This window comes from Alteromonas hispanica (assembly GCF_010500915.1).
Classification (GTDB): domain Bacteria; phylum Pseudomonadota; class Gammaproteobacteria; order Enterobacterales; family Alteromonadaceae; genus Alteromonas; species Alteromonas hispanica.
This window is the reverse complement of the sequence record NZ_JAAAWP010000002.1, coordinates 223,404-246,039: the sequence shown is the minus strand read 5'-3', so window position 1 is coordinate 246,039 and position 22,636 is coordinate 223,404. Positions and strand designations below refer to the sequence as shown.

The 22,636-nt window shown below is 44.5% G+C and carries 20 protein-coding genes; all 20 read right to left on the bottom strand.

What is annotated here, in order from left to right; translation table 11 throughout:
* Nucleotides 1-4: 4 nt before the first annotated feature.
* Nucleotides 5-1,510, bottom strand: coding sequence for a flagellar biosynthesis GTPase FlhF (flhF, locus tag GTW09_RS04025; RefSeq protein ID WP_163110298.1), 1,506 nt, complete (start codon nt 1,508-1,510; stop codon nt 5-7).
* A 30-nt stretch (nt 1,511-1,540) separates the two neighbouring features.
* A complete protein-coding gene (flhA, locus tag GTW09_RS04020) occupies nt 1,541-3,640 on the bottom strand; it encodes a flagellar biosynthesis protein FlhA (protein ID WP_163110296.1) in 2,100 nt (699 codons plus the stop codon).
* Between the two features lie 222 nt (nt 3,641-3,862).
* Nucleotides 3,863-4,987, bottom strand: coding sequence for a flagellar biosynthesis protein FlhB (flhB, locus tag GTW09_RS04015; RefSeq protein ID WP_163110294.1), 1,125 nt, complete (start codon nt 4,985-4,987; stop codon nt 3,863-3,865).
* Nucleotides 4,988-5,050: 63 nt separating this feature from the next.
* The gene (gene fliR / locus GTW09_RS04010; RefSeq protein WP_071979651.1) at nt 5,051-5,830 is read right to left on the bottom strand and encodes a flagellar biosynthetic protein FliR; all 780 of its coding nucleotides are present in this window, start codon (nt 5,828-5,830) and stop codon (nt 5,051-5,053) included.
* Between the two features lie 33 nt (nt 5,831-5,863).
* Nucleotides 5,864-6,133: a flagellar biosynthesis protein FliQ gene (gene fliQ / locus GTW09_RS04005; RefSeq protein WP_163110292.1), complete on the bottom strand. Its 270-nt coding sequence runs from the start codon at nt 6,131-6,133 to the stop codon at nt 5,864-5,866.
* An 8-nt stretch (nt 6,134-6,141) separates the two neighbouring features.
* Nucleotides 6,142-6,900, bottom strand: a complete 759-nt coding sequence (fliP, locus tag GTW09_RS04000) for a flagellar type III secretion system pore protein FliP (protein ID WP_163110290.1) — start codon at nt 6,898-6,900, stop codon at nt 6,142-6,144.
* A complete protein-coding gene (fliO, locus tag GTW09_RS03995) occupies nt 6,893-7,327 on the bottom strand; it encodes a flagellar biosynthetic protein FliO (RefSeq protein ID WP_163110288.1) in 435 nt (144 codons plus the stop codon). The genes fliP and fliO overlap by 8 nt, the downstream gene beginning before the upstream one ends.
* Nucleotides 7,328-7,355: 28 nt before the next feature.
* Entirely contained in the window at nt 7,356-7,763 is a 408-nt protein-coding gene (gene fliN / locus GTW09_RS03990; protein WP_071979655.1) for a flagellar motor switch protein FliN, read from the bottom strand.
* Nucleotides 7,764-7,779: 16 nt separating this feature from the next.
* Nucleotides 7,780-8,844, bottom strand: a complete 1,065-nt coding sequence (fliM, locus tag GTW09_RS03985) for a flagellar motor switch protein FliM (protein WP_163110286.1) — start codon at nt 8,842-8,844, stop codon at nt 7,780-7,782.
* A 75-nt stretch (nt 8,845-8,919) separates the two neighbouring features.
* Nucleotides 8,920-9,456, bottom strand: a complete 537-nt coding sequence (gene fliL, locus GTW09_RS03980; RefSeq protein ID WP_163110285.1) for a flagellar basal body-associated protein FliL — start codon at nt 9,454-9,456, stop codon at nt 8,920-8,922.
* Nucleotides 9,457-9,605: 149 nt separating this feature from the next.
* Nucleotides 9,606-11,948, bottom strand: coding sequence for a flagellar hook-length control protein FliK (locus tag GTW09_RS03975; RefSeq protein ID WP_163110283.1), 2,343 nt, complete (start codon nt 11,946-11,948; stop codon nt 9,606-9,608).
* Between the two features lie 343 nt (nt 11,949-12,291).
* On the bottom strand, nt 12,292-12,738 hold the full coding sequence (gene fliJ / locus GTW09_RS03970) for a flagellar export protein FliJ (RefSeq protein WP_071979659.1): 447 nt from the start codon (nt 12,736-12,738) through the stop codon (nt 12,292-12,294).
* 32 nt (nt 12,739-12,770) lie between these two features.
* Nucleotides 12,771-14,108: a flagellar protein export ATPase FliI gene (gene fliI, locus GTW09_RS03965; RefSeq protein ID WP_163110281.1), complete on the bottom strand. Its 1,338-nt coding sequence runs from the start codon at nt 14,106-14,108 to the stop codon at nt 12,771-12,773.
* Nucleotides 14,101-14,883 (bottom strand): flagellar assembly protein FliH, encoded by a 783-nt coding sequence (fliH, locus tag GTW09_RS03960; RefSeq protein WP_071979661.1) that lies wholly within the window; start codon nt 14,881-14,883, stop codon nt 14,101-14,103. The genes fliI and fliH overlap by 8 nt, the downstream gene beginning before the upstream one ends.
* Before the next feature lie 61 nt (nt 14,884-14,944).
* Entirely contained in the window at nt 14,945-15,985 is a 1,041-nt protein-coding gene (gene fliG / locus GTW09_RS03955) for a flagellar motor switch protein FliG (protein WP_163110279.1), read from the bottom strand.
* 12 nt (nt 15,986-15,997) lie between these two features.
* Nucleotides 15,998-17,695, bottom strand: a complete 1,698-nt coding sequence (gene fliF / locus GTW09_RS03950; protein ID WP_100971218.1) for a flagellar basal-body MS-ring/collar protein FliF — start codon at nt 17,693-17,695, stop codon at nt 15,998-16,000.
* Between the two features lie 12 nt (nt 17,696-17,707).
* A complete protein-coding gene (fliE, locus tag GTW09_RS03945) occupies nt 17,708-18,037 on the bottom strand; it encodes a flagellar hook-basal body complex protein FliE (protein WP_163110277.1) in 330 nt (109 codons plus the stop codon).
* A gap of 281 nt (nt 18,038-18,318) precedes the next feature.
* Nucleotides 18,319-19,662: a sigma-54-dependent transcriptional regulator gene (locus GTW09_RS03940; RefSeq protein WP_163110275.1), complete on the bottom strand. Its 1,344-nt coding sequence runs from the start codon at nt 19,660-19,662 to the stop codon at nt 18,319-18,321.
* A gap of 18 nt (nt 19,663-19,680) precedes the next feature.
* Entirely contained in the window at nt 19,681-20,883 is a 1,203-nt protein-coding gene (locus GTW09_RS03935) for a sensor histidine kinase (protein WP_163110273.1), read from the bottom strand.
* A gap of 137 nt (nt 20,884-21,020) precedes the next feature.
* Entirely contained in the window at nt 21,021-22,493 is a 1,473-nt protein-coding gene (locus GTW09_RS03930) for a sigma-54 dependent transcriptional regulator (protein ID WP_163110271.1), read from the bottom strand.
* Nucleotides 22,494-22,636 lie beyond the last annotated feature (143 nt).

Below are 22,636 nucleotides of genomic sequence, written 5' to 3'. Positions count from 1 at the left end.
CTACTTATGCTGTTTTAATATCGTTGTTATTACTAGTATGATCCAAACCATATTTTTTATAAAGCTTTGCAGCAGCGGAAACTAAAGATTTCGCTTCTGCAATCTTAATGTCTTCCGGTACTTTTTGACCGTCGGTGACATAACTAACCGGTAACTGGTACTCAACTGCCGCGCTAAGCACTTCGCCTAAAGAATAGCACTCATCCAACTTAGTGAAAATACAACCACTTAGCTCGATGTCATCATAGGCCTTAATAATTCTCTGTAACGCAGGATATTGTGTATTAGCTTGCGCTACCAAATATTTTTTCACTGGCGGCATCTGACCATTGTCAAAATGCTTAATTTGTTTAATTAGTCGGCTATCTCGTTGACTAAAACCAGCCGTATCAATCAATACTAGTCGCTTATGGCGAAGTTGAAACAATAAATCTGCAAGTTCTTCACTCGACTGCGCTTTTCTCACAGTACAACCAATAATTTTACCGTAAGTTGCTAGCTGTTCAAATGCAGCAATTCTGTATGTGTCTATGGTAATCATAGCAACAGAGTCGGCGCCATACTTTTGCGCATAGCGTGCGGCCAGTTTCGCCACAGTAGTTGTTTTACCCGTTCCTGTTGGCCCGACTAATGCCACCGCACCTTGTGCAGTGAGTATATCGTTTCCTGTTACATTTATGCGATTAGCCAATAGGTTAAGAAGATAAACCCATGCGTCTCGTTCATTGTAATGCCCTGGAGTATAGCTGATTAACTGCTTAGATAATGCTTTGCTAAGCCCCATTTCAGTTAAACGAGCAATAAGATATTGATGGACGGGTTTTTGACGGCTCTGTTTTGCTTCCATTAAGTCTGCAACTTGGTGTTGAAGAACACCTCGTAAAGACGCGAGTTCTTCTTTTATTTGAGCGAGTTCTGCAGACTGAGTTGGCACATCATTTTTTATGCTTGAAGCCTGATGCTTGGGGAACGCATCGTCTTCATTCATTTTTGAAGCATTAAATTCTCGGGCATTAGCGTCGCGGCTGTTAAAATAGCCATTTGCAGGTTGCTGCGCTTCCACCTCGTCAATAAACGCATCTGAGAAGTCGAGATGTGATGCAATATTATTGGCGTGCTGGGCATTTACTGAAGCCGGCTGGTCAACATTCGCTTCTGAATTTCTATTTAACGAGGCCGAGCCAAGGTGCGCAGACGAGTCACCTGGCGCTGCAGTTTGGTTATAAGGTGCTGCACCGCTATGCTGTTTTTCCAGTAATGCTTTTAAGCTGTCTGGACCATCATCGCCAATGATTTCGCTCAAACTCGGTGTAGCACTTTTAGCTGACCCTTTTGACGAGGTTTTGGAAATATTGAGCTTTGCTTCTGGCTCTTTGTCATAAGCGGCAACCAGTTCAATACCGTCTGCCACTTTGCGATTGGACATAATAACCGCGTCGCTACCTAACTCAGCCTTAACTTGGCTTAGCGCCTCGCGCATGTCTTTGCCAAAAAAACGTCTTATTTTCATTGCAACTTCTCCACTCGCCCCAGTGTCAGATTATTGACCGACCGAACTGACTATTTTTATTTGTTTGTCATCAGGTACTTCTTGATAGGAAAGAACATGTAACCCAACAACAGAATATTTTAAGAAGCGAGATAGCACCGGCCTTAGCATTCCAGAAGTCAGTAACACTGCGGGCTCTCCCTCTAGTTCTTGCTGCTGACTGGCTTGCTGCAAGGACTTTTGTAACTTGTCTGCAAGACCAGGTTCAATACCTGCACCATCTTCACCACCTGCTTGAAGTGACTGGTGCAACATCTGTTCCAACTCTGGCGCCAAGGTTATGACAGGTATCTCTTTGGCACCCTGCGTGATTTCCTGAACAATAAGCCGTTTAAGCGCAATACGTACCGCTGACACCAACACATCTGGATCTTGGCTACGAGTGCCATATTCACTTAATGTTTGCACTATCGTACGCATGTCGCGAATAGGAACACCTTCGAACAGTAATGTTTGCAGTATTTTTACTACCGTGCTTAACGGCAATATATCGGGCACCAAACCTTCAACCAATTTAGGATGCTGCTTTGCTAACATGTCGAGTAGTTGTTGGGCCTCTTCGTGTCCAAGCAGTTGATAGGCATTGTTGGTAAGTAGTTGACTTAAATGAGTAGCAACCACTGTGGCCGCGTCTACCACCGTATACCCAAGAGTTTGAGCGTGCTCGCGTTTATTGGGCTTTATCCAAACGGCATCTAGGCCAAACGCAGGATCTTTTGTCGCTCTCCCCTCAAGCTTCCCGAAAACTTGGCCAGGGTTGATGGCGAGTTCTTCATCGTGACTTATCACCGAGTCTCCAATAGTCACTCCCAGCATAGCGATAGTGTAAGTATTGGGTTCTAAATCTAAATTATCGCGAATGTGTACTGGTGGGATAAGAAACCCGAGTTCTTGAGATAGTTTTTTACGTACGCCTTTAATGCGGGTTAACAGCTCACCACCCTGGGATTTATCAACTAGCGGAATCAGCCTATAACCTACCTCAAGCCCAATGGTGTCGACTTGCTGAACATCATCCCAGCCAAGTTCTTTAACTTCTGGTGCCACGGTTTCATCTCTAGAGAGTGTATCCGGCACCTGTGGTTCAGCAGCTTTCTTCTTGGCATTGTGGGTCTGAAGATAGGCTACTCCAGCGGTAAGAGCAGAGAACCCTAAAAATGCAACATGGGGCATACCTGGAATAATACCCATCACAAATAAAACCCCTGATGCTATGTATAAAGCTTGATTGTTTCCAAGCTGCCCACGAATTTCCTTACCCATTTCTTGGGTTTCATTTTCGCGAGTAACTATAATTGCGGTTGCAACGGAGAGTAAAAGAGAGGGTATTTGTGCCACTAACCCATCACCGATGGTGAGCAACGTATAAATTTCAATGGCATCGCCAAACGAGAGATCGTATTGAATCATGCCAATAAATAATCCGCCCACGATATTGATAAGCATGATAAATAGACCGGCAACGGCGTCACCTTTTACAAATTTTGACGCACCGTCCATTGAGCCGTAAAAGTCTGCTTCTGCTGTTATCTCTTCTCGGCGCTCCCGCGCTTGGTCTTGGTCGATGTAACCCGCATTTAAGTCGGCATCTATTGCCATTTGCTTACCCGGCATGGCGTCAAGGGTAAAGCGAGCATTTACTTCAGATATACGCCCTGCACCAGCAGTAACAACCTTAAAGTTAATAATTAGCAAAATGGCAAATACAACGATACCCACGGCATAATTACCACCAATTACCACAGCACCAAAGGCCTCGATGACTTTACCCGCCGCATCACCACCCTCATGACCATACAATAAAACAACTCGCGTAGAGGCGACGTTTAGTGCAAGTCTTAAAACGGTTGCGATAAGCAAGACCAGTGGAAAAATACCAAAATCTACAGGCTTTTGTGTTAATACTGCTACAAGAATAATCACTAACGACAGTGCGATATTAAAACTAAACAGCACGTCGAGGAGAAAAGGCGGCATGGGGAGAATAACCATCCCCATAATAGCGAGTAAAACTACAGGTGCACCTAAGCCAGCGGTGAAATTTTGTAACTGATTCTTATCGAACCGCTGAAGATAACCGGATAACTGCATCGTTGGGTGTCTCTCTATCAGAAAATTGACGCTTAACGTTAATCTGATAGTTGCATTACAACTAACGTGCCAGCTTTAGTAATTTACTTATTGCTTAGAGAGAGCTATTTGAAGAAAACGTGCCAGAGTAGTTTTTTAACCACTATTAAACAGAAGCTTATATCCAAAACATCTGGGCACAATGAAGGTTATAGCCTACAACTTTTAAGTTTAAGCGTTTCGTTATCGTCGGTATTCTGGTGGTATAGGAAGGTCCCGTTTTAACGGTTTAGGGCGTTTGCCCTTTCCGGCTCTGTGAGCTTTAAGCTGATAAACGTGGGCCAGTACTTGTGCCACAGCCATAAACAATGCGTTAGGCACTTCGTCGTCGACTTCTGTGGAATAGAAAATAGCGCGAGCTAGCATAGGTGAAGGAATAAGGGGTACGTCATTGGCCGTAGCAATTTTTCGAATATGCATGGCTAACTCGTCAGCACCTTTTGCTACAACCACCGGCGCTCTGTTTCCATTATCGTCATATTTTATAGCCACAGAGAAGTGGGTTGGGTTGGTCACCACCACATCAGCATTAGGTACTTCTTGCATCATTCTTTTGGTGGCAGCTTGATATTGCAAACGGCGAATACGACCTTTAACCATGGGGTCGCCTTCGGCGTTCTTGCGTTCGTCTTTCACCTCTTGCTTAGTCATTTTCATTTCTTCATTGTGCTTATACATCTGATAGGGAACATCAATAAGCGCAATGGGTATCATGCCGCACACAAGGAGAAGAAACGCCCACTTGAGCATATCTAGGGCGTGAAATATATTGCCTGGATAAAGCTCCATATCAAGGTGAAGAGCTTCGTCTTGAAAGAAGAGTAACGCCGCGATAGCCATACCAATAATGGTGATTACCTTTGCGATAGATTTTAATAGCTCTACCAGGCCGTTGGTTCCAAACATACGCTTGAAACCCTGAATAGGGCTCATTTTTGAACCTTTGGGTTTCGCGCCATCCCATGTAAAGTTATAGCCACCTAACGCAATAGACCCGTAAATTCCAGCGATCATAGCCACTATCATATAAAGCAGTACGGGGGCACTTATTGTGGTGAATGCTTCACCCCACGCTGCAAACATATGTGTGGTGTCGTATGTCTCATCACGAGAGAGAATAAACATGCGCTGGGTAAGAGAAAACACTGACTCAGCAATCCACCCACCGACAAACAAAAACATAACCGCGCTGACGATAAGAACTAACGTGGTAGACAATTCTCGGGATCGGGCAAGCTGCCCTTTTTTTCGGGCATCCTCAATTTTTTTCCCCGTGGGGTCTTCTGTTTTTTCAGCTGAATCTGCCATTTAACGTCTTCGCCTATTTTTGATGCTCTTCATAAACAGATAGCCTTCAATAACAAAAAGTATTCATGGGCAAATTCTCAATAATTCACACATATATTGCTGTGCTCGCATCCACTGGGTTTCAAAGTGCGCCGTAAAATTACTGAGTGTTATCCATATAATTAGCAGCCCCATAACCTGTGCAATAGAAAAACCAATACTGAAAATATTCAGTTGCGGCGCCGCCTTTGTCATTACGCCGAAGGCTAAATTAACCACGAGTAAAGATACGATAGGCGCTAAGGAGAGAGTAACCGCGGAAATAAACATCCAGCCGCCCCAGTGGGCAATTCCCTTAAACTGCTCTCCTGTCCACCAGGCTTCTCCAATAGGAAAGGCTTCAAAACTCATCACTATCATTTGAATCATAGACAAGTGACCGTCTAGCGTCCAAAACAGCAGCGTTGCTAAAATGAGATAGAACTGCCCAACCGCGGGTACATTTATACCGTTGACCGGATCGACAATTGACGCAAACCCTAAACCCGTTTGCATAGCAATTATCTGCCCTGCTAAAACAAAGGTATTCAGCACCATCATGGATATAAAGCCAATTGCTATTCCGATAAGCAACTGTTGAATTATGATAAGGAAAGTACCGAGGCTGACTAAATTATCGATAGGCGAAGGAGGTACTACAGGCATTATAATTAATGTGAGCATTATCCCTAATAGTGCTCTAACCTGAGGCGGGATAGACTTTGCACTTAAACCAATCATAGCAACAAACAGCCCGCTTATTCGCATGAATGGCAGGATCAAGTCGGCTAAAAACTGATTGATTGTGGCTAACTCAACTTCCACTAAAAACCTCGAATAACCATAGCAACAATATCGCTACCCAACAACTTGAGGGATCATTTCAACCATGTGAAACGTGAAATCCATCAGTTGCTGTACTAGCCAATTACCGCCCCAACTCAGCGCTAAAAGTGTGACCAATAAACGGGGTAAGAAACTCATGGTTTGCTCGTTGATAGAGGTAGCCGCTTGAAAAACCGCAACGACTAAGCCCACAACTAAGCTAGGTACGATAACCGCAGACACGAGCATAATAACCATAAACATGGCTTCTCTGAGTATTTCGACAAAGACTTCTGGTGACATACGCCCCCCTAAACGCCCATACCGAAGCTAGTGGCTAAGGTACCAAAAATAAGATTCCATCCATCAACCAAAACAAAGAGCATTAGCTTAAATGGCAGCGACACTATCATAGGCGAAAGCATCATCATCCCCATTGCCATCAAAATAGAAGCGACTACCAGGTCAATAATCAAGAATGGAATAAACAGCATAAAGCCTATTTGAAAGGCAGTTTTAAGTTCACTAGTAACAAACGCGGGTATGAGAATTGTAAGCGGAACTTCATCAGTATCGGCATACTTACCCTCATCACCGGCAATTCGCACGAATGTTTCTAAGTCTTTCACTCTGGTTTGAGACAGCATAAAAGCCCGCATTGGTCCCTTAGCTTGCTCAAGGGCGTCTATACTTGGCATTTCCTCGTTCAAATAAGGTTGCAACGCTCGCTCATTAATTTCGTCGAACACTGGCGCCATAATGAACATAGAGAGAAACAAGCTTACCCCTATGAGAATTTGGTTGGAAGGAGACTGCTGTAAACCAATAGCTTGGCGAAGGATAGAAAGTACAACTATGATGCGTGTGAACGATGTCATCATCATGATAAATGCAGGGATTAGACTGAGCGCAGTCATGATGAACAGCGCCTGCAATGTCATGGTGTAATCTTGGGTGCCATCTTCGTTAGTGGTTACGGTAACCGCCGATATCCCCTGTTGCGCCTGTACTGGCTCTGCAAACAAGACTAGTGAGCCAAGAGCAAGCAGTAAAAGAATGATATTACGCATTATTTGAGTCTTCCTTCTGCTTGTTATCATTAGTCTGTGGATTTAACTTTCCTGCCATAGCCGCCACTAACTTTTGTTTAAAGGCGTCATGGCCGTTAGTTGTTGTGCCTTTAAGGGGAACCTCTAGATTTTTGTCTAGCTTGCTAAGGTGGGAAATATTGTGACTGGTTACACCAATGAGATGCTGTTCATCGCCTACCTGTATCACCATGATTTTTTCTTTAGTGCCCGCCACCATACTCGCCACCACCTTCATGTGATTGCTTCCCATTGCAGTGACATTAAATCGACGCATAACGTAAGCAAGCGCGAAAATAACGCCAACCACCACCAACAAAGAGAGGAAAATTGACAGTACCGATGTGGGATTGGTAATAGATTGGGTAGTTTGTGCGCCAGCAATTTGGCTGATAAAAAGGGGCAGCATTGCGCAACCCCTTACTTTGTAAGAAGTTTTATCTGAGCTTCTTGATTCTCTCAATTTGACTAATAACATCCGTTAATCGAATACCGAACTTGTCGTTGACTACTACTACTTCACCATGAGCAATCAACGTGCCATTTACTAATACATCTAGTGGCTCACCGGCTACGCGATCCAGTTCCACCACAGAACCCTGATTCAACTGTAGCAGATTTCGAATACTAATTTGACTACGGCCTACTTCCATGGAGATAGTAACCGGAATATCGAGAATAGTATCTAGCTTCTTTTTCTCTTCCTGTGTTATCGGCGCATCATCGGTCAGTTCATCTAGTTCGGCAACTTGAACATCATCGTTCTCACCTTCTTCTTGCTCTGCCTCAGCATCAGCCTGCTCAGCCATGGCCGCAGCCCAATCGTCCATACCGTCTTCACTCATGGGAACTCCCCTTACCTTACAGGTCTTCTTCGAGTACTTGTAGCTCAGCATCATTATCGATAATGCGCCCGCCACGGGTTAATAATTGCAGCTCAGACTTCACTGAAGTCGGCCTTGCGATTTTTTCTACAATCTTTAACGCTAAGTTGTCTCTTGAGCGACCAAGCTTAGCCCTAAAGGTGGGTAAATCTTCTATTAGCACTGTGATAGTTTCTGGCATCTCAACTGGAATAATATCACCTGGTTGGAACTCCATAACGTCTCTTAGCGGAACGTCTACATCTAGCATGTGCGTGGTTAACGCCACCTTAACGTCCATGATTTCATCGCGAAGCGCTTTACTCCAGCGCAGGTCGGTGTCTTCTTTGTCGCTTTGTACACCCGCGTCGAGTAACTCGCGAATTGGCTCTAACATTGAGTATGGCAAGGACACATGGAAATCGCCACCGCCGCCGTCGAGCTCTATATGAAACGAGCTTATTACTACCACCTCTGTGGGGCTTACAATATTCGCCATAGCGGGATTTACTTCCGAGTCTAAATACTCAAAAGAAACGTCCATTACAGGCGCCCATGCTTCTTTGTAATCTTCAAAGATAATCTTGAGAAGCATTTGAATAATACGACGCTCTGTGGGAGTAAACTCTCTACCTTCTATCTTTGCATGATAGCGACCGTCTCCACCGAAGAAGTTATCAACGAGAATGAATACTAAACGCGCTTCCATTGTAATAAGGCCAGTGCCTTTTAAAGGACGAAAGCGCACCATATTCAGGCTGGTTGGAACAAACAAGGTGTGAATGTATTCGCCGAATTTAATCATTTGAATGCCGTTAATCGACACTTCAGCAGAACGGCGCATCATGTTAAATAGGCTAACGCGCATATGACGAGCGAACCGTTCATTAACGATTTCGAGGGTAGGCATACGCCCACGAACAATTCTATCCTGCGAGGAAAAATCGTATTCGAGCGTTGAGGCGTCAGAGTCAGCACCACCCGCACTAACCTCTTCTTCCTCTACATCGTCAACCCCGTGTAAAAGGGCGTCGATTTCATCTTGAGATAATAAATCGCTCACAGTGCTCTACCCATATTTGCATAAATTGCTGCGTAAATTATTGCATAAACTGCTGCATGAAAATTACACATGCAACTACTGCATTACAAAGCCAGTGAATAACACTCGCTCCACCACGTTGCTACCAATGTCATTTTCCTGAAGTGCCTTTTTAACCTCGGTGACCGCCAGCTCACGTAGCTCAATTTTGCCGGCTTCCGTCACTAAGTCATCTGCGTTAGACATACTAAAGGCTTGTAACAAGGTTCCCTCAATTAAAGGGATGTGTGTTTTTACTAGCTCTTCATTGTCTGACCCACGCACAAGAAGCTGTACTTTAATTTGCACTAATCTATCTCGACCGCTGCTACTGGGCACATTAAATACAAAAGGCCTCGGCATGGCGACATACAATGCGGTTCCAATTTCAGCGTTAGCGCCCGTTGCTGCAGGCGCTGATGCTGTCTCTGCAGCCTCGGGCAGCTGCTCTGCCGCAGGCTCATCGTCACCGGCAAAAAGGAAAAAGTAAGCACCTGCTCCACCGCCAACAAGTACAAGCGCGATAATGATGATAAGCATCATTTTACCTTTCTTCTTGCCGCCTTCTTCTACTTGTAATTCTTCATCAGCCATGTGTATCTCTTCTTAAATACGTTAAAACTTGTATTATCAAGCTTCATGTCAAAATCGCAATGCTGCCTTAGTCATATTTTGACATATTTTTGTTTTTTCACTTTTCAGTGATTGGTTGGCCAAAAAGTCTATGCTTAATTAAATGAAGCCTAGGCGTAAAAATCTATACCGCCTTTCGCTTCTCGGGTAACGGCCTGCTCTATTACATGCCCATTATCTAGCTCAACGTCATTTTCTGAACGCTGACTACCACTATTTCCATTTTGCCCTGCAAGTTGCTGACCACTTTCGCTATTTGATGAGTTATCTTTTCTTACCTGCGCATCGCCTAATTCAATTCCTTGCTCAGACAGCATATCTCTAAGCTTAGGCATAGATTCAGCAAGCGCATCTTTAGCTTGTTGAGACTGTACAACAAAACTCACGCTGGCCGCTTCGCCCTGTACATTAACCCTCACCTGCATACTGCCTAATTCAGGCGGGTCGAGTCGAATTTCTGCCATCGTGTTTCTGGCATTCACCATCCAACGAATTTTTTCGCCTAGTTGCTGCTGCCCCTCTGGCTTATGAATATTGACAGCTTTATCGAACCCATCGAATTGCTGTTGAGATTTTGACGATTCTGAACGAATTTGGTTATTTTCATTAATGGCGGCATCTGCGTGCGTAAACTGCTGTTGAACCATTTGCTGAATACTATTTTGTGCATTGGTCATCAACTGCATAAACTGACCAGCCTGAGTCTCTACTCTTGCATTAAGGGCGCTTGATACTTCAGCAGACAGCGAAGCGTCTTTTGCTGCATCTGCAACAATGGCCGAAAGGTCAATGCCCGGCTGATGCCCCTGCTCTACCTGCTTTTGAAACTCGTTGATACCAGCAATTATGTTCGACTTCACAGCCTGCTGCTGTTGACTATTAGGCACGAGCGCAACCATACGTTCGGCAAGGGCTTCAGTTGCCTTCTGAGCACTTTCAGGGCTTAGCTTGCTGATAGCCATTAAAAGAGAATCGTCTTGTGTTTCGAGTGCTCCCGTTTCAATTTGCTGACCTTCTACTGCTTTTTCAGTTGAAGGCTTCATACCTGATGCTGTGATACTTTCTCCATCAACGGCCGCAGATGATGAACTTATCTTTCCAGTAACACCGGTCAAATCGGCGGCAATAGACTCTCCCTCATTAACTGTTGCTAGCTCAAGCTCTTGAGTTAGTTCTTGTGTTAGCTCTTGAGTAAGACCACCAGACACTGACATTGAACCTTGAGTTTCTTCGCCTATGTTTTGAATGCCCTCGTGAAGCTTGTCAAGATTAGCGCCATGTTGCACTGTTGCTTTTTCACCCGCGTTGGCTGCCGACAATGCTTGACTGAGTCTGTCATTCCCATTTTCTTTAAGAGCATCGTTTATTAAGCTTAGTAGAAGTTCGTTCTGCGTACTTTCTTCATCACTTAGGTCGGACAATGCCAGATTTTGTGCTTCTTCGCTTCCTTGTTCGAGGCTTGAGCGTTCATTGCCTTTCTGTTCAGCTAAGGACTCTGAATTCGTGAGTTGTGCTAGAAGTACACTGAGGTTATCTTCACTTTCATTACTCACTCCGCCTTTTGCTTCAGCACTCTCAACCTGTTTATTTAACAGGTTGCTTAGAGTGCTTAACTTGTCTGTGATCGCTGGATTGACTTTAACATTTTCATCTTCTAGAGATTTCAACTGGGTTATTAGATCAGATAAAACGTCAGTAATTTCGCTGTTATCCATTGCACTAAACTCAGCGGGCATCTTTCCATTAGTTAGGGCCTCAAGTTCTCCAGCAGCTTTTCCTACTCCACCTTTGGTAATTCCCTCCACTAATGCAATCCAGTCTGTACTATTGGGCATGGCTTCTTTTGACAACGGATCTTGTGACAGAAAATCTTGTGACAGGACTTCTTGTGAAAAACTCAAATTTCCGTGAAGATCCAAAGCTGAAAGTTCTGCATCTGAATCAGTATTTGAAGTTTTATTGTCCATACCACCGATTAAGTATTCCTTTTCTCTCAAAGAGACAGTTCCGGTTTTTGGCGCTGTATTTTTATCAAAGAATGCTTCTTTAGAATGATTATTACTTTTAAGTTCGCCCTCACGAGTAGATTCAACGTCTTGTCTTTTTGACTCTCGAGCGTTAGAGGTTTGCCCTTCAGACGGAATGCGTTCATGAGAAGAGGTTTCGTCACTTGCCGCACTTGAATTGGCTTCAGTGCGGTTATTAACGCTATTTTCACGCCTATTTGTATTGGCTTTTATATTATGTGCGCTTTCGCTGTGGTTTCGACCGGCGTTTTCATTTAATACAAAATCACGGCCACCAGATTTTGCTTCTTGATAAAGGCTGCTAAATGCTTCGCTATTTTGTCCTTGCGAGTGGCTATCTAAACCGTTACCCACGGCTTTAGCCGTAGATGTCGCCGAAAAGGGCAATGCGGCAATGTCTGTTTTATTTGCGGCAACTTGTTGCATAATTCTCTACCATCCTACACTTCCACCATCAAATGGGTGATAAATTTGTTGTATCGCTGTAATTATGCAAGGCAAACTTTAACCAACTGATTAGTAATACTTTTTAATCTATATTTATATTACTACTGTGTTTTTAGTATCTTTTTTGCATCTACAACGGTTTAAAAGCGTGTCGCAATTTCTGAAAAACGCCGTCAAAACCAACCGCTTTGTTAAACGTCATTCAAAGACAGTGAGAACTTTGCAAAGGCCGCGCCAATTATTTAAAAAGAAGATTTGTTAGCGAGTACTAAATTTACATGAACTGCGTAATTTTAATGGGGAAGCACGGAATTAAGACGTGCTAAAAAGAGGAGCTTTTAGATCTTATGAAACGTTGCGTAGCGAACTCATCGAGCATGGCTTGTTCAGCTTTTGCCTCTTTTTTCTCTTTCGCTAAACGCTTTTTGTCGAGAAGAAGCGTAACGGCCTTAACCTTTTGTTGTTGTTTAAGCCACATTTGCTTGCGCTGATCTGCTGCCATCTTTGCTTGAGCAATGACTTGCATTTGTTGTTCGCACGCCTTATCGAGCTTACCCACGAAAGAAAGGTGTTGTTGGTAATAAGTAGCTGTTACACCCGATTGTCCGGTTTGCTGAATACCTTTTATATAATCAACGCGATATTGCTCTAAACTCGCTAGCTTTTGTTTATGCTGATTCACGTTAAGCTGCGCCTGTTGATAAAAGCGTGACTCACGTTGTTCTTTCTCTTTTTCGAATTCAGCTAAACGTTCTAGTTGTTTAGACATTATCTAATCGCCTTTCAATGCTTGGTTCATATTCACTGGCCCTGCCCTAAGCCTTTGGCCAACGCAGCCATACCCTCTAAGCTTTCATCATAGGGTAATACCTGTTTCATCCCCTGCTGTAGGAATGCATTAATGGCAGGCTCTGCTCTTATTGCAAGATCGATACGTGGATCTGACCCCTTTGCATATGCGCCAATAGATATAAGATCTTGGTTTTGCTTGTAGTGAGAATATACCTGGCGAATTCGTCTAGCCATGAGTTGGTGTTCTTCACTGACCACTTGCGGCATTACTCGACTTATCGACGACTCAATATCAATAGCTGGGTAGTGGCCACTATCTGCCAAAGAGCGAGAAAGCACTACGTGACCGTCTAGTATTGCGCGAGCAGCATCGGCAACCGGGTCTTGTAAATCATCACCTTCTGTAAGCACTGTAAAAAAGGCGGTAATGGAACCCTGCTTTTCACTCCCGTTTCCCGCTCGCTCTACAAGAGCTGGAAGGCGCGCAAACACTGATGGCGGGTAACCTCTCGTTGCAGGCGGCTCTCCTACCGCCAGCGCTATTTCCCGCTGAGCCATGGCATAACGAGTGAGAGAGTCGATAAGAAGCAACACTTTCAACCCTTTATCACGGAAGTACTCTGCTATTGTCATCGCGGTTTCGCATCCTTTTAGACGCATTAACGGCGACGTATCTGCCGGAGCGGCAACCACAACAGCACGCTTGCGCTCTTCTTCTGTAAGGATATCGTGAATAAACTCTTTTACTTCGCGACCACGTTCACCAACTAGCCCAACAACAACCACGTCGGCTTCACAGCCCCGTGTCATCATGCCTAAAAGAACACTTTTACCAACGCCACTGCCAGCAAATAGTCCCATCCGTTGGCCGACACCCACAGTGTTAAGTGCATTTATCGCTCTTACACCAACATCCATAGCGGCGTTGATTGGTCGTCTAATTAATGGATTCATGGGTGGTCGGGTGGTAGGTGCGCGGTGCTCTGCTTCTATTTCTCCCAATCCATCGAGAGGCTGTCCATTCCCGTCAACCACGCGCCCTAATAGCGACATGCCAACAGGCAATCCACTCTGGCGACTTAGCGGCATAACCCTACTACCAGGCACAATGCCCCTTACAGCTTCAGTAGGCATTAAATAGGTAATATCATCACCAAAACCAACTACCTCTGCTTCAATTTCGCCTTCAATCGTTTGTACTAAGCATTGACTGCCTACTGGAAGCTGACACCCTACGGCTTCTAATGTAAGGCCAATTCCACGCACTAGCTTTCCCGCTGCAACAATTGGCACCGTAGTGACTTGTTTGGTTAAAGATTCAAAATGCGTGTGCCAAGGGCTAGTCATCGTTGAGCCCTTGATTTAATAAAAAGCGCTCAATCACTTCACGACAACGCCGCTCCACAGAAACATCCACCGCATTTTGCGTAGTAACAATGTCGCATCCGCCACGTTCCATGTTAGGAGACGCTACCAAATTCCAACCTTTTTTTGTCATTTCTTCTTCAGAAAAATGCTCTTGAATAATCGATATGTCATCTGGATTCAGGTGTATCTGGTATTCGTTTTGATTAATAGGAAGCGCTTTAATGCCTTCGCTCAGTGCCTGAACAATGACGTCATTATTGGTACTTATTTCAGTTTTGATAACGGCTTTAGCAAGCGTGACTGCTAACTTTACCAGTTGATCGCGAGTATCGTCGTTAGCCTGAGACAGCGGGTCGTGAAGTTTTTCCACCAACATTTGCCACTGCTCGGTCTGCTTCGCGATTTGAGACTGTCCTTCTTCTAAGCCCTTTGCAAGACCCTCTTCATGTCCTTTTTCGCGCCCCTCTTCAAGCCCTTCTTCTAACCCTTGGGCTTTACCCTCTTCATAACCTGTTGCTTTGCCTTCGCTGTGTCCTTCATCAAAGGCCGCTTGTCGAATGGCTTCTATTTCGTCAGCGGTAGGAGGAGAAATTTCTTCAACTTCTTCAGGCGGTTCATATTTCCAATCAGAACGGCGGTTAAGTGCGTTGGTGGTCGCATCTTTTTTTCGAGCGTTTGCATCTTCAACAAAAGGTAAGTCCCATGTTTTAGCATCATTTGCTTCGCTTTCACTGAAACTTTTGTTTGTAGACATTACGGTTCTCAAATTTAAAAATATTAAGCGTAGGCTGTAAAGTTAAGTTAGGGCGTTGAGCTTACAAGAACTCTTCGCCGCCTCCGCCACCAAGCATAATTTCACCAGAATCAGAAAGTCGGCGAGCCACAGAAAGTATTTCTTTTTGTGCCACTTCCACTTCTGATATGCGCACAGGCCCGAGCGCTTCAAGATCGTCTTGGAGCATTTCAGCCGCACGCTTGGACATATTGCGCATGATCTTATCCTTAAGTTCTTCATCTGCGCCTTTGATTGATTTAAGCAGGGCGTCTTGTTGAACTTCACGAAGAATAGCTTGAATACCTTTATCATCCACATCAATAAGATTGTCAAACACGAACATAAGATCTTGAATTTGCTGACTCATTTCTTCATCTTGTTCGCGAATTGCATCCATCAACTGACCTTCAATAGAGGTATCTAAGTAGTTCATGATGTTCGCTGCAGACTTCAGGCCGCCCATTTTCGCTGCTTGCGTTCCGGCTTGTCCCGCGAACTGTTTCTCCATGATTTCGTTAAGCTCTTGCAATGCTGCTGGCTGCACTTCTTCAAGATTTGCTATGCGCATGAGTAAGTCTAAGCGTACTTTTTCTGGGAACTGGGCGAGTATTTCTGCACTTTGCTCTGGCTCTAGATAAGACAGTACGATTGTCTGTATCTGTGGATGCTCGTTTCTGATAATGCTAGCAACCTGTTTGGAATCCATCCACTTGAGCGAGTCGAGACCTTTCGCTCCGCTTCCCATAAGGATTTGATCGATAAGATTGGCGGCTTTATCCTCGCCAAGAGCGGCAGTAAGTGCTCGCTTAACGAAATCTTGGCTTTGAAAACCAATGGTACTGTAGTTCTGAATTTCTTCGATGAAATGCTTGTGCACCGCTGTGATCTTGGCTTGCGTCATGTCATCGACTTTAGCCATTTCGGTGCCTAACTTTTGCACTTGCTTCGGCTCTAAGTGCTTAAGTATTTGCGCAGCGTCCTCTTCCGACAAGCTCAAAAGCAATATTGCAGCTTTTTCAACGCCTTCTAGTTTACTAACGTCGTAAGATTGTTCTTCAACATTGGCAAGTTCTTCAGCCATAATAATTTCTCACTACTCGTCTTGCATCAACCAGCCCTTTACAACTTGGGCTGACAATTCTGGTTCGTTCGCAACTAGGGCACGCACGGCTTTTAATACATCTTCATCTTTGTGTAAGTCAGGTAACATTAACGAGCCATCGGCGGCAAACCCAACTTGACCCTCATCAAAGTCAGTAGATAACATACTAATGGTATCATCACCTAAATCTAAGCCTTCGTCTGCATCAAAATCTTCAACTTCTTTGGTCTCGTCTGGATTAATTAGACGGCGCAACATGGGGCGAATGACAAAGATAATTAATACAATTATAACCAATCCACCGACGACAAGCTTGAGAATAGGTAAAAAGCCTGGCTGCTCCCATAATGGCACATCTTCAACTTCCCCGGTGTCCATGCGCATAAAGGGCACGCTAACAACTTCTAGAGAGTCTCCGCGAGTGACATCAAAGCCCACACCACCTTGCAAGAGGCGGCGAATATTCAAAATTTCTTCCTGCTTACGTGGCGCAGGAACCATAGTGCCGTCCTCGCCCGCTACTTGCGTGTAATCGACAGCAACAGAGACGCTTAACCTACGAATAACGCCAGACTGCTTTTTAGTGTGGCTGATAGTGGTATCAAGTTCATAGTTTCGTGTTGACTCTTTTGCCGTTCTGCCCGGCATTGTTTGTTGAGCTGCGCCGCCTGTAGCGTTCTCAGGAATATTTGAGTCTAACGGTGGCTGATTTGACAGTGCGCCTGGAATACCACCAACACCGCCTCCAACGCTGTTTTCTTCTACAATCATTTCACTGCGAACTGCTGGCAAGTCTGGATTGTAGCTGCGCTGTGTCTGCTCCATAGCGGTGAAATCCATTGAAACATCTGCTTGGGCAGTGTAATTACCAATTCCTAGTACAGGAATAAGAATGGCATCAATCTTTTCTAAATACTCTTGCTCTCGTTGGCGTTCAATTTCGTATTCTTTACGCGCTCTTGCACTTAATGAATCTTGTGAGCCTGAGTTAAGTAAACGACCGTTGCTGTCTGTAACTGTGACTTTTGATGGATCTAAATTTTGTACCGCAGACGCAACAATATCAACAACGGCATCCACTTCTTCGCCGGTTATCACAGAGCCCCGTTTCGCAGTAAGAACCACGGTTGCAGAGGCTTTTTTCTCCCTGCGAGCAAAAACATTTTCTTTCGGCATCGCAAGTAACACACGTACTTTTTGAATGCTTGCCATATCTTGAATTGTGGATGCTATTTGCTGTTCGCGGGCATGTTTTAGTCTTTCCATTTCAACCCGCTGACTGACACCAAACCCCATATCTTGCATGATAATGTCGGTACCAGTTTCCGTAGGGTTATTTAAGCCTTGGCGTGTCATTCCAAGTTTGATGTTTTGAAATTCGTCGGCTCTCACGTAAATGGTGTTACCTTCAAGCTTGTATTCAATTTGATTTGCATCCATGTAATCAAGAGTTTCAATCAGCTCCTGAGTTTCCATTTTTGCAAGAGGACGATAATCCGCTTCTTGTGACCAGATTAGAATAAAGATAGCAATGGCCACACAGATAACTAACACAACAACCAGCGCCATCTGGCGCATCATGTCTGCGCTACCTAGTGTATCCATAAAGCCAGATTTATTTTCCGGCTCGCTGTCCATTCCAACGCCCTGATCTGGAACAGATAAATTTGTGCCTGTAGCCTCAGCCATAACCTACTCCACCTAAACCGGCATATTCATTATTGTTTTGTATGCTTCAAGCACTTTATTGCGCACCTGAACCGTTGCCTCAAAGGCAATACCTGATTTCTCTTTCGCCAGCATAACTTCAGCAAGACTCAGGTTAGGATCGCCCATTTCGAACCTTTGCGTCATATTTTTTGATTCCAGCTGCATGCTATTTACGCCATCTACTGCATTTTTTAGCAAGGTAGAAAATTCGCTTGCCGATGTATTGACTTCGTTAGTTGGTTGCAGCTCGTTTACTGGAAGACGAGTTTGCCCAATCATATTTTGCATTTCTTGATACAAACTGTTGGCTTTAACGTCCATAACCACTCCTAAGAATCAGTGCGTTGCGACAACTTTTGGTCGCATGTTCATTATATAAAGAAGGTTTTGCAAAGGGCTTGCCAACTTGTAAAAACAAATAAAATCAGATAGTTGCAAAGAATAAGAGCAGAGAGCCAAAATAATGGCGGCTGAGAGTGATATGTGCAGTTACTGAAGACAACAAAAAAACCGTCATCAAAAAGTTATGTTGATGACGGTTAGTGTACCTAAATTGTTAAGCCGATATGACGGTGGCTTTTGAGTAAATAATCTTTCTAACGTTAGGCTGGCACTTCAATGCCGTCGTCGCGCATACGAGCAAGCTTATAACGAAGTGTCCTTGGGCTAATTCCCAACTTTTCTGCTACATCTTTTCGTTTGCCGTTGCAGGAAGCTAGCGTATCCAAAATTATCTGGTGCTCTTGATAGCGCAACTCTGAGCCGAGGTGGCTATCCTCATTTTGTTCAATAGCACTATTCGTGTCTGTTGACAGTGCTACGCTTTCATCAATCATCAAATCACTTGAATCAATTTCACCGTTCTCGCACAAAATAAGCGCTCGTTGTACAACATTTTCAAGCTCACGTACGTTTCCAGGCCATTGATATTGAGACAACTTGCTTCGCCCTGCTGCACTCAACCTTATGTTACCCAGTCCTTGCTGACTTGCATGGCGCTGAATGAGGTGCTCAGCAAGTGGCACGATATCGCCTGGACGCTGCGCTAGCGGACGCCATTCAATAGGAAACACGTTAAGTCGATAGTATAAATCTTCTCTGAATTCACCATTATCAACCGCTTTACGTAAATCTCGGTTACTCGTTGCAATAACTCGCACATTCAGTTTTACTGTTTTTCGACCGCCCAATCGCTCTACCTCTCGCTCTTGCAATACCCGTAGCAGCTTGGCCTGCAGAGCTAAATCCATTTCTGTGATTTCATCGAGAAGTAATGTGCCGTCTTGCGCTTGTTCGAATTTTCCAGGACAGGCTTGTACAGCGCCAGTAAATGCACCTTTTTCATAACCGAACAAGGTTGCTTCAAGCATATTTTCAGGAATAGCGGCACAGTTAATAGCGACAAAAGGCGACTCACTGCGATTTGACTGATCGTGTATGTAGCGTGATATCACCTCTTTTCCTGAGCCACTAGGCCCAAGTACCATAACGGTGGCCTCTGATTTTGCTACCTTACGAGATAGCTCAAGAAGCTTGATGCTAGAGGGATCTGCAACAATTGGTGTGCGCGACTCTATTTTTTGTGCAGGTGCATAACGCCCCACTAAATTCAGCAACACTTCCGGTGCAAAAGGTTTCGATAGGTAATCTGTAGCGCCATCTCTCATGGCCTGCACCGCATCATCGATTGTGGCGTAGGCTGTCATTAGTAGCACTGGCATACTTGGATACTTCGCCTTAATGCTCTTTAGCAGAGTAAGACCGCTCATTTCACCCATTTGAATATCACTCACCACCAAGTCTACTTTTCTAGCGGAAAGGATCATAAGTGCAGACTCCGCACAATCGGCATCTATGACGTCGTAATCGCCAAGCAATAGCGTATCGAGGAGCGCTTCGCGAAGACCTGCGTCATCTTCAACAATTAAAATAGTAGTTTTAGACATTGGAGTTCTCCCGTTGTATTACGCGACATTCGTCATCACAGTACTTTTTCTTCCAAGCTCAGCATTTTCTGATAACTTATCGCCCGATGAAGGCTGGCAAGGCAAACTGATGCTGAAACACGCGCCCCCATTTTCCGCATCACTAATATGTATTGAGCCATCGTGTGCAGTTACCACTGACTTAACAACAGCTAACCCCAAACCTGTTCCGTGAGTCTTGGTTGTAAAAAACGGCTCAAATATTTTCGACTTTATCGCATTGGGCACGCCTTCCCCTCTATCGATGACCTCTATCACCAAAGCACCATTAATCTGATTCGCTTGAACGATAATCTCAAACCCTTTCGGTGTTACCTGGCTGGCGTTGTGGATAAGGTTCAATATTGCACCTTGGAGAGCCGTTAAGTTTCCGGTTAAGGTTAATGGAGTGTCGAAACCTTTAAATGACAATGCTTGCTGTTCTTGTGTCGCCATGGCAGTGGCACTTGGCTCAATGGCGTTAAATAACTCAGAAAGAGAAATTTGACTAACTACTTGCTGCTCGCCTGATTTGGCAAAGAGCAGCATATCGTTCACTTGGCTTTCAAGATCTTTAAGGCGGTCGGTAAGTTTATGGGCAAATTGCTGAGAAGCACTCTCTGGTAGGTTTTTTCTCTTGAGGTTAGATGCATACAGAACCGCTGCTGATAAAGGTGTACGTATTTGATGCGCTAAAGAAGCTACCATTTTACCTAATGAGGATAGTCGCTGCATATGACTTACACGCGCTTGAAGTTCACGAGTCTCAGTAAGATCGGTGATAACAATTAGCTGGCCCGGCTCGTTCTCAAGTGGAGTAATAGATAGCTTTACCCTTCGCCCATCAGCAAGTGATACTTCATGGCCATCATCTGCTCGTGGCTTAAAAGAGCGCGTAATGATACTCCGCCACACCTCTTCTTCGAGAGGCTCACCGAGTAACGCTTTAGCCTGATCGTTGGCTTGGCGGACAATACCTTTACCGTCTAGAACAATAACGCCTGCTGGCATCACCTGTAAAAGATGCTCGAGGCGGCTAGCTTGCAATCGTAAAGAGGTTAACTCTTCTGAAGAAGAGAGCTTATTATTGGGTGCGCTGTAATCAGTTGATGTGAATGTATGCTCTCGCTTGTTTTTCACACCGTGAAAAACAAAGCTTGAGGCCGCGTATTCGGATATTGATTGTGAGCTGTCGTAAGCCATATTACCCTCGTCAAAATGCAGACGTTAACGAAATATGAACTTACTCAAGCAGAAGATGTGCCAGTTTTATTTTTCTATAAATTTCAAAATGATAGGAGAGAAAAAACGGGAATTTGAGAAACGTCAAATAGATGACGTTACGCTTCTTCCGTGCGCTGGATATCGTATTTCCGCATTTTTTCTACTAGTGTGGTTCTGCGCATCCCTAATTTATCTGCAGCCCTTGCGACAACCCAATCTTGACTTTCCAACGCTTGTTTTATCAGCGTTACCTCAAGCTCTGACAAATATTCTTTCAGGTTAACACCTTCTTCAGGCAATGTAGACGACACCACACTCTCTGAAGTTGTCTCTTCAGACGCTGTTTGAGACGCTTCTTCCTCTAATCTTTCCTGTGCAGCAGACTCGGCAAATAAATCATTAAATGCTTCTCGCTCAAGAATTTCCTCCGGATAATCCGGTTCGTAGGCTGCCGTATCACCATATTGATATTTCGGCGGAAGGTCGCTGACATCCACAATCTGACCAGGGTACAAAATAGTAAGGCGTTCAACCAAGTTAGACAACTCGCGCACATTACCCGCCCACTCGTGTTCCATCAGGGACGATATAGCTCTTTCTGTAAAGCGAACCCCATCAACTCCATCGCCCTTTATTCGACTGTTGATTTCTTGCAGCAAAAGCGGAATGTCGTCTTTTCGCTGGCGAAGAGCTGGGCTGTCTATTGGAAAAACATTGAGGCGATAATATAAATCTTCGCGAAATTTGTCTTCGCTGATCATCGTTTCTAAATTGCGGTGTGTAGCAGCAACGATACGAACATTACACTTGATAGGCTTGTTCCCGCCCACTCGCTCAAAGGTTTTCTCCTGCAGAACCCGAAGTAACTTTACCTGCATTTGAAGCGGCATGTCGCCTATTTCATCAAGAAACAGGGTGCCGCCTTCGGCTAATTCAAAGCGCCCTTTTCGAGCACTGATGGCTCCAGTGAAAGCGCCTTTTTCATGACCGAACAATTCACTTTCTAAAAGCTCTCCCGGAATAGCACCACAGTTAACGGGTATAAACGGGCCGTCTTTTCGTTCAGAGAAAAAATGAACGTTTCGCGCAACCACTTCTTTACCAGTGCCTGACTCACCAAGGATTAGCACTGTGGCGTCGGTGGGTGCAACCTGCTCCACCAGGCGGCGAACAATTTGTATTTGGTCGCTTTTACCCACGAGACTTCGAAACAAGCGTGTTTTTGTACCTGCTGTTCTTGATAAGTTAGGTTTACGGCTTGAATACTCTTGGCAGCGGTGGATAGCTTGAGTAAGAACGGGATAGGTGAGTGGCGTACTTAACACGCTCACCATATTGCAGTTAACGTTGGCCTGCCCTTCATTTTGAACCAGCGCAACAAAAGGTATGTGAGGAAAATTTTCAACTAATTGTGAGACAGTGGTTTCACACGCATACTCGATGAGTACAGCGTCTGCGCCGGATTTAGAAAGATACTCATGACAATCACTGAGTCCTCGTGATAAACACGATTCTCCCATGAAGGTCACTATAGTTTCTAAATTTTGAATAAGTTCCTGATTATCACTAACCAGCAATATGTCCTTCATCTATTCCCCAATGACGCTTTGTTATTATTTATAGTGTAGCGCATAAGCAAATTGTAACGGTAAAAGATAACTCTGCAACCAATGTTTTCGGAAATATAGCAATAAAAAAAGCAGGTTACCCTGCTTCTTTTGGTTAATTTGTA

What these genes read in the sequence shown, in the direction of transcription:
- fliG (WP_163110279.1), bottom strand. Translation starts at nt 15,985, where the DNA reads ATGGCTGAAGAACTTGCCAATGTTGAAGAACAATCTTACGACGTTAGT.
- fliF (WP_100971218.1), bottom strand. Translation starts at nt 17,695, where the DNA reads ATGGCTGAGGCTACAGGCACAAATTTATCTGTTCCAGATCAGGGCGTT.
- flhA (WP_163110296.1), bottom strand. Translation starts at nt 3,640, where the DNA reads ATGCAGTTATCCGGTTATCTTCAGCGGTTCGATAAGAATCAGTTACAA.
- flhF (WP_163110298.1), bottom strand. Translation starts at nt 1,510, where the DNA reads ATGAAAATAAGACGTTTTTTTGGCAAAGACATGCGCGAGGCGCTAAGC.
- fliO (WP_163110288.1), bottom strand. Translation starts at nt 7,327, where the DNA reads ATGCTGCCCCTTTTTATCAGCCAAATTGCTGGCGCACAAACTACCCAA.
- fliN (WP_071979655.1), bottom strand. Translation starts at nt 7,763, where the DNA reads ATGAGTGAAGACGGTATGGACGATTGGGCTGCGGCCATGGCTGAGCAG.
- fliI (WP_163110281.1), bottom strand. Translation starts at nt 14,108, where the DNA reads ATGACTAGCCCTTGGCACACGCATTTTGAATCTTTAACCAAACAAGTC.
- fliQ (WP_163110292.1), bottom strand. Translation starts at nt 6,133, where the DNA reads ATGTCACCAGAAGTCTTTGTCGAAATACTCAGAGAAGCCATGTTTATG.
- fliE (WP_163110277.1), bottom strand. Translation starts at nt 18,037, where the DNA reads ATGGACGTTAAAGCCAACAGTTTGTATCAAGAAATGCAAAATATGATT.
- fliL (WP_163110285.1), bottom strand. Translation starts at nt 9,456, where the DNA reads ATGGCTGATGAAGAATTACAAGTAGAAGAAGGCGGCAAGAAGAAAGGT.
- flhB (WP_163110294.1), bottom strand. Translation starts at nt 4,987, where the DNA reads ATGGCAGATTCAGCTGAAAAAACAGAAGACCCCACGGGGAAAAAAATT.
- GTW09_RS03930 (WP_163110271.1), bottom strand. Translation starts at nt 22,493, where the DNA reads ATGAAGGACATATTGCTGGTTAGTGATAATCAGGAACTTATTCAAAAT.
- GTW09_RS03940 (WP_163110275.1), bottom strand. Translation starts at nt 19,662, where the DNA reads ATGTCTAAAACTACTATTTTAATTGTTGAAGATGACGCAGGTCTTCGC.
- fliJ (WP_071979659.1), bottom strand. Translation starts at nt 12,738, where the DNA reads ATGTCTAAACAACTAGAACGTTTAGCTGAATTCGAAAAAGAGAAAGAA.
- GTW09_RS03935 (WP_163110273.1), bottom strand. Translation starts at nt 20,883, where the DNA reads ATGGCTTACGACAGCTCACAATCAATATCCGAATACGCGGCCTCAAGC.
- fliP (WP_163110290.1), bottom strand. Translation starts at nt 6,900, where the DNA reads ATGCGTAATATCATTCTTTTACTGCTTGCTCTTGGCTCACTAGTCTTG.
- GTW09_RS03975 (WP_163110283.1), bottom strand. Translation starts at nt 11,948, where the DNA reads ATGCAACAAGTTGCCGCAAATAAAACAGACATTGCCGCATTGCCCTTT.
- fliH (WP_071979661.1), bottom strand. Translation starts at nt 14,883, where the DNA reads ATGTCTACAAACAAAAGTTTCAGTGAAAGCGAAGCAAATGATGCTAAA.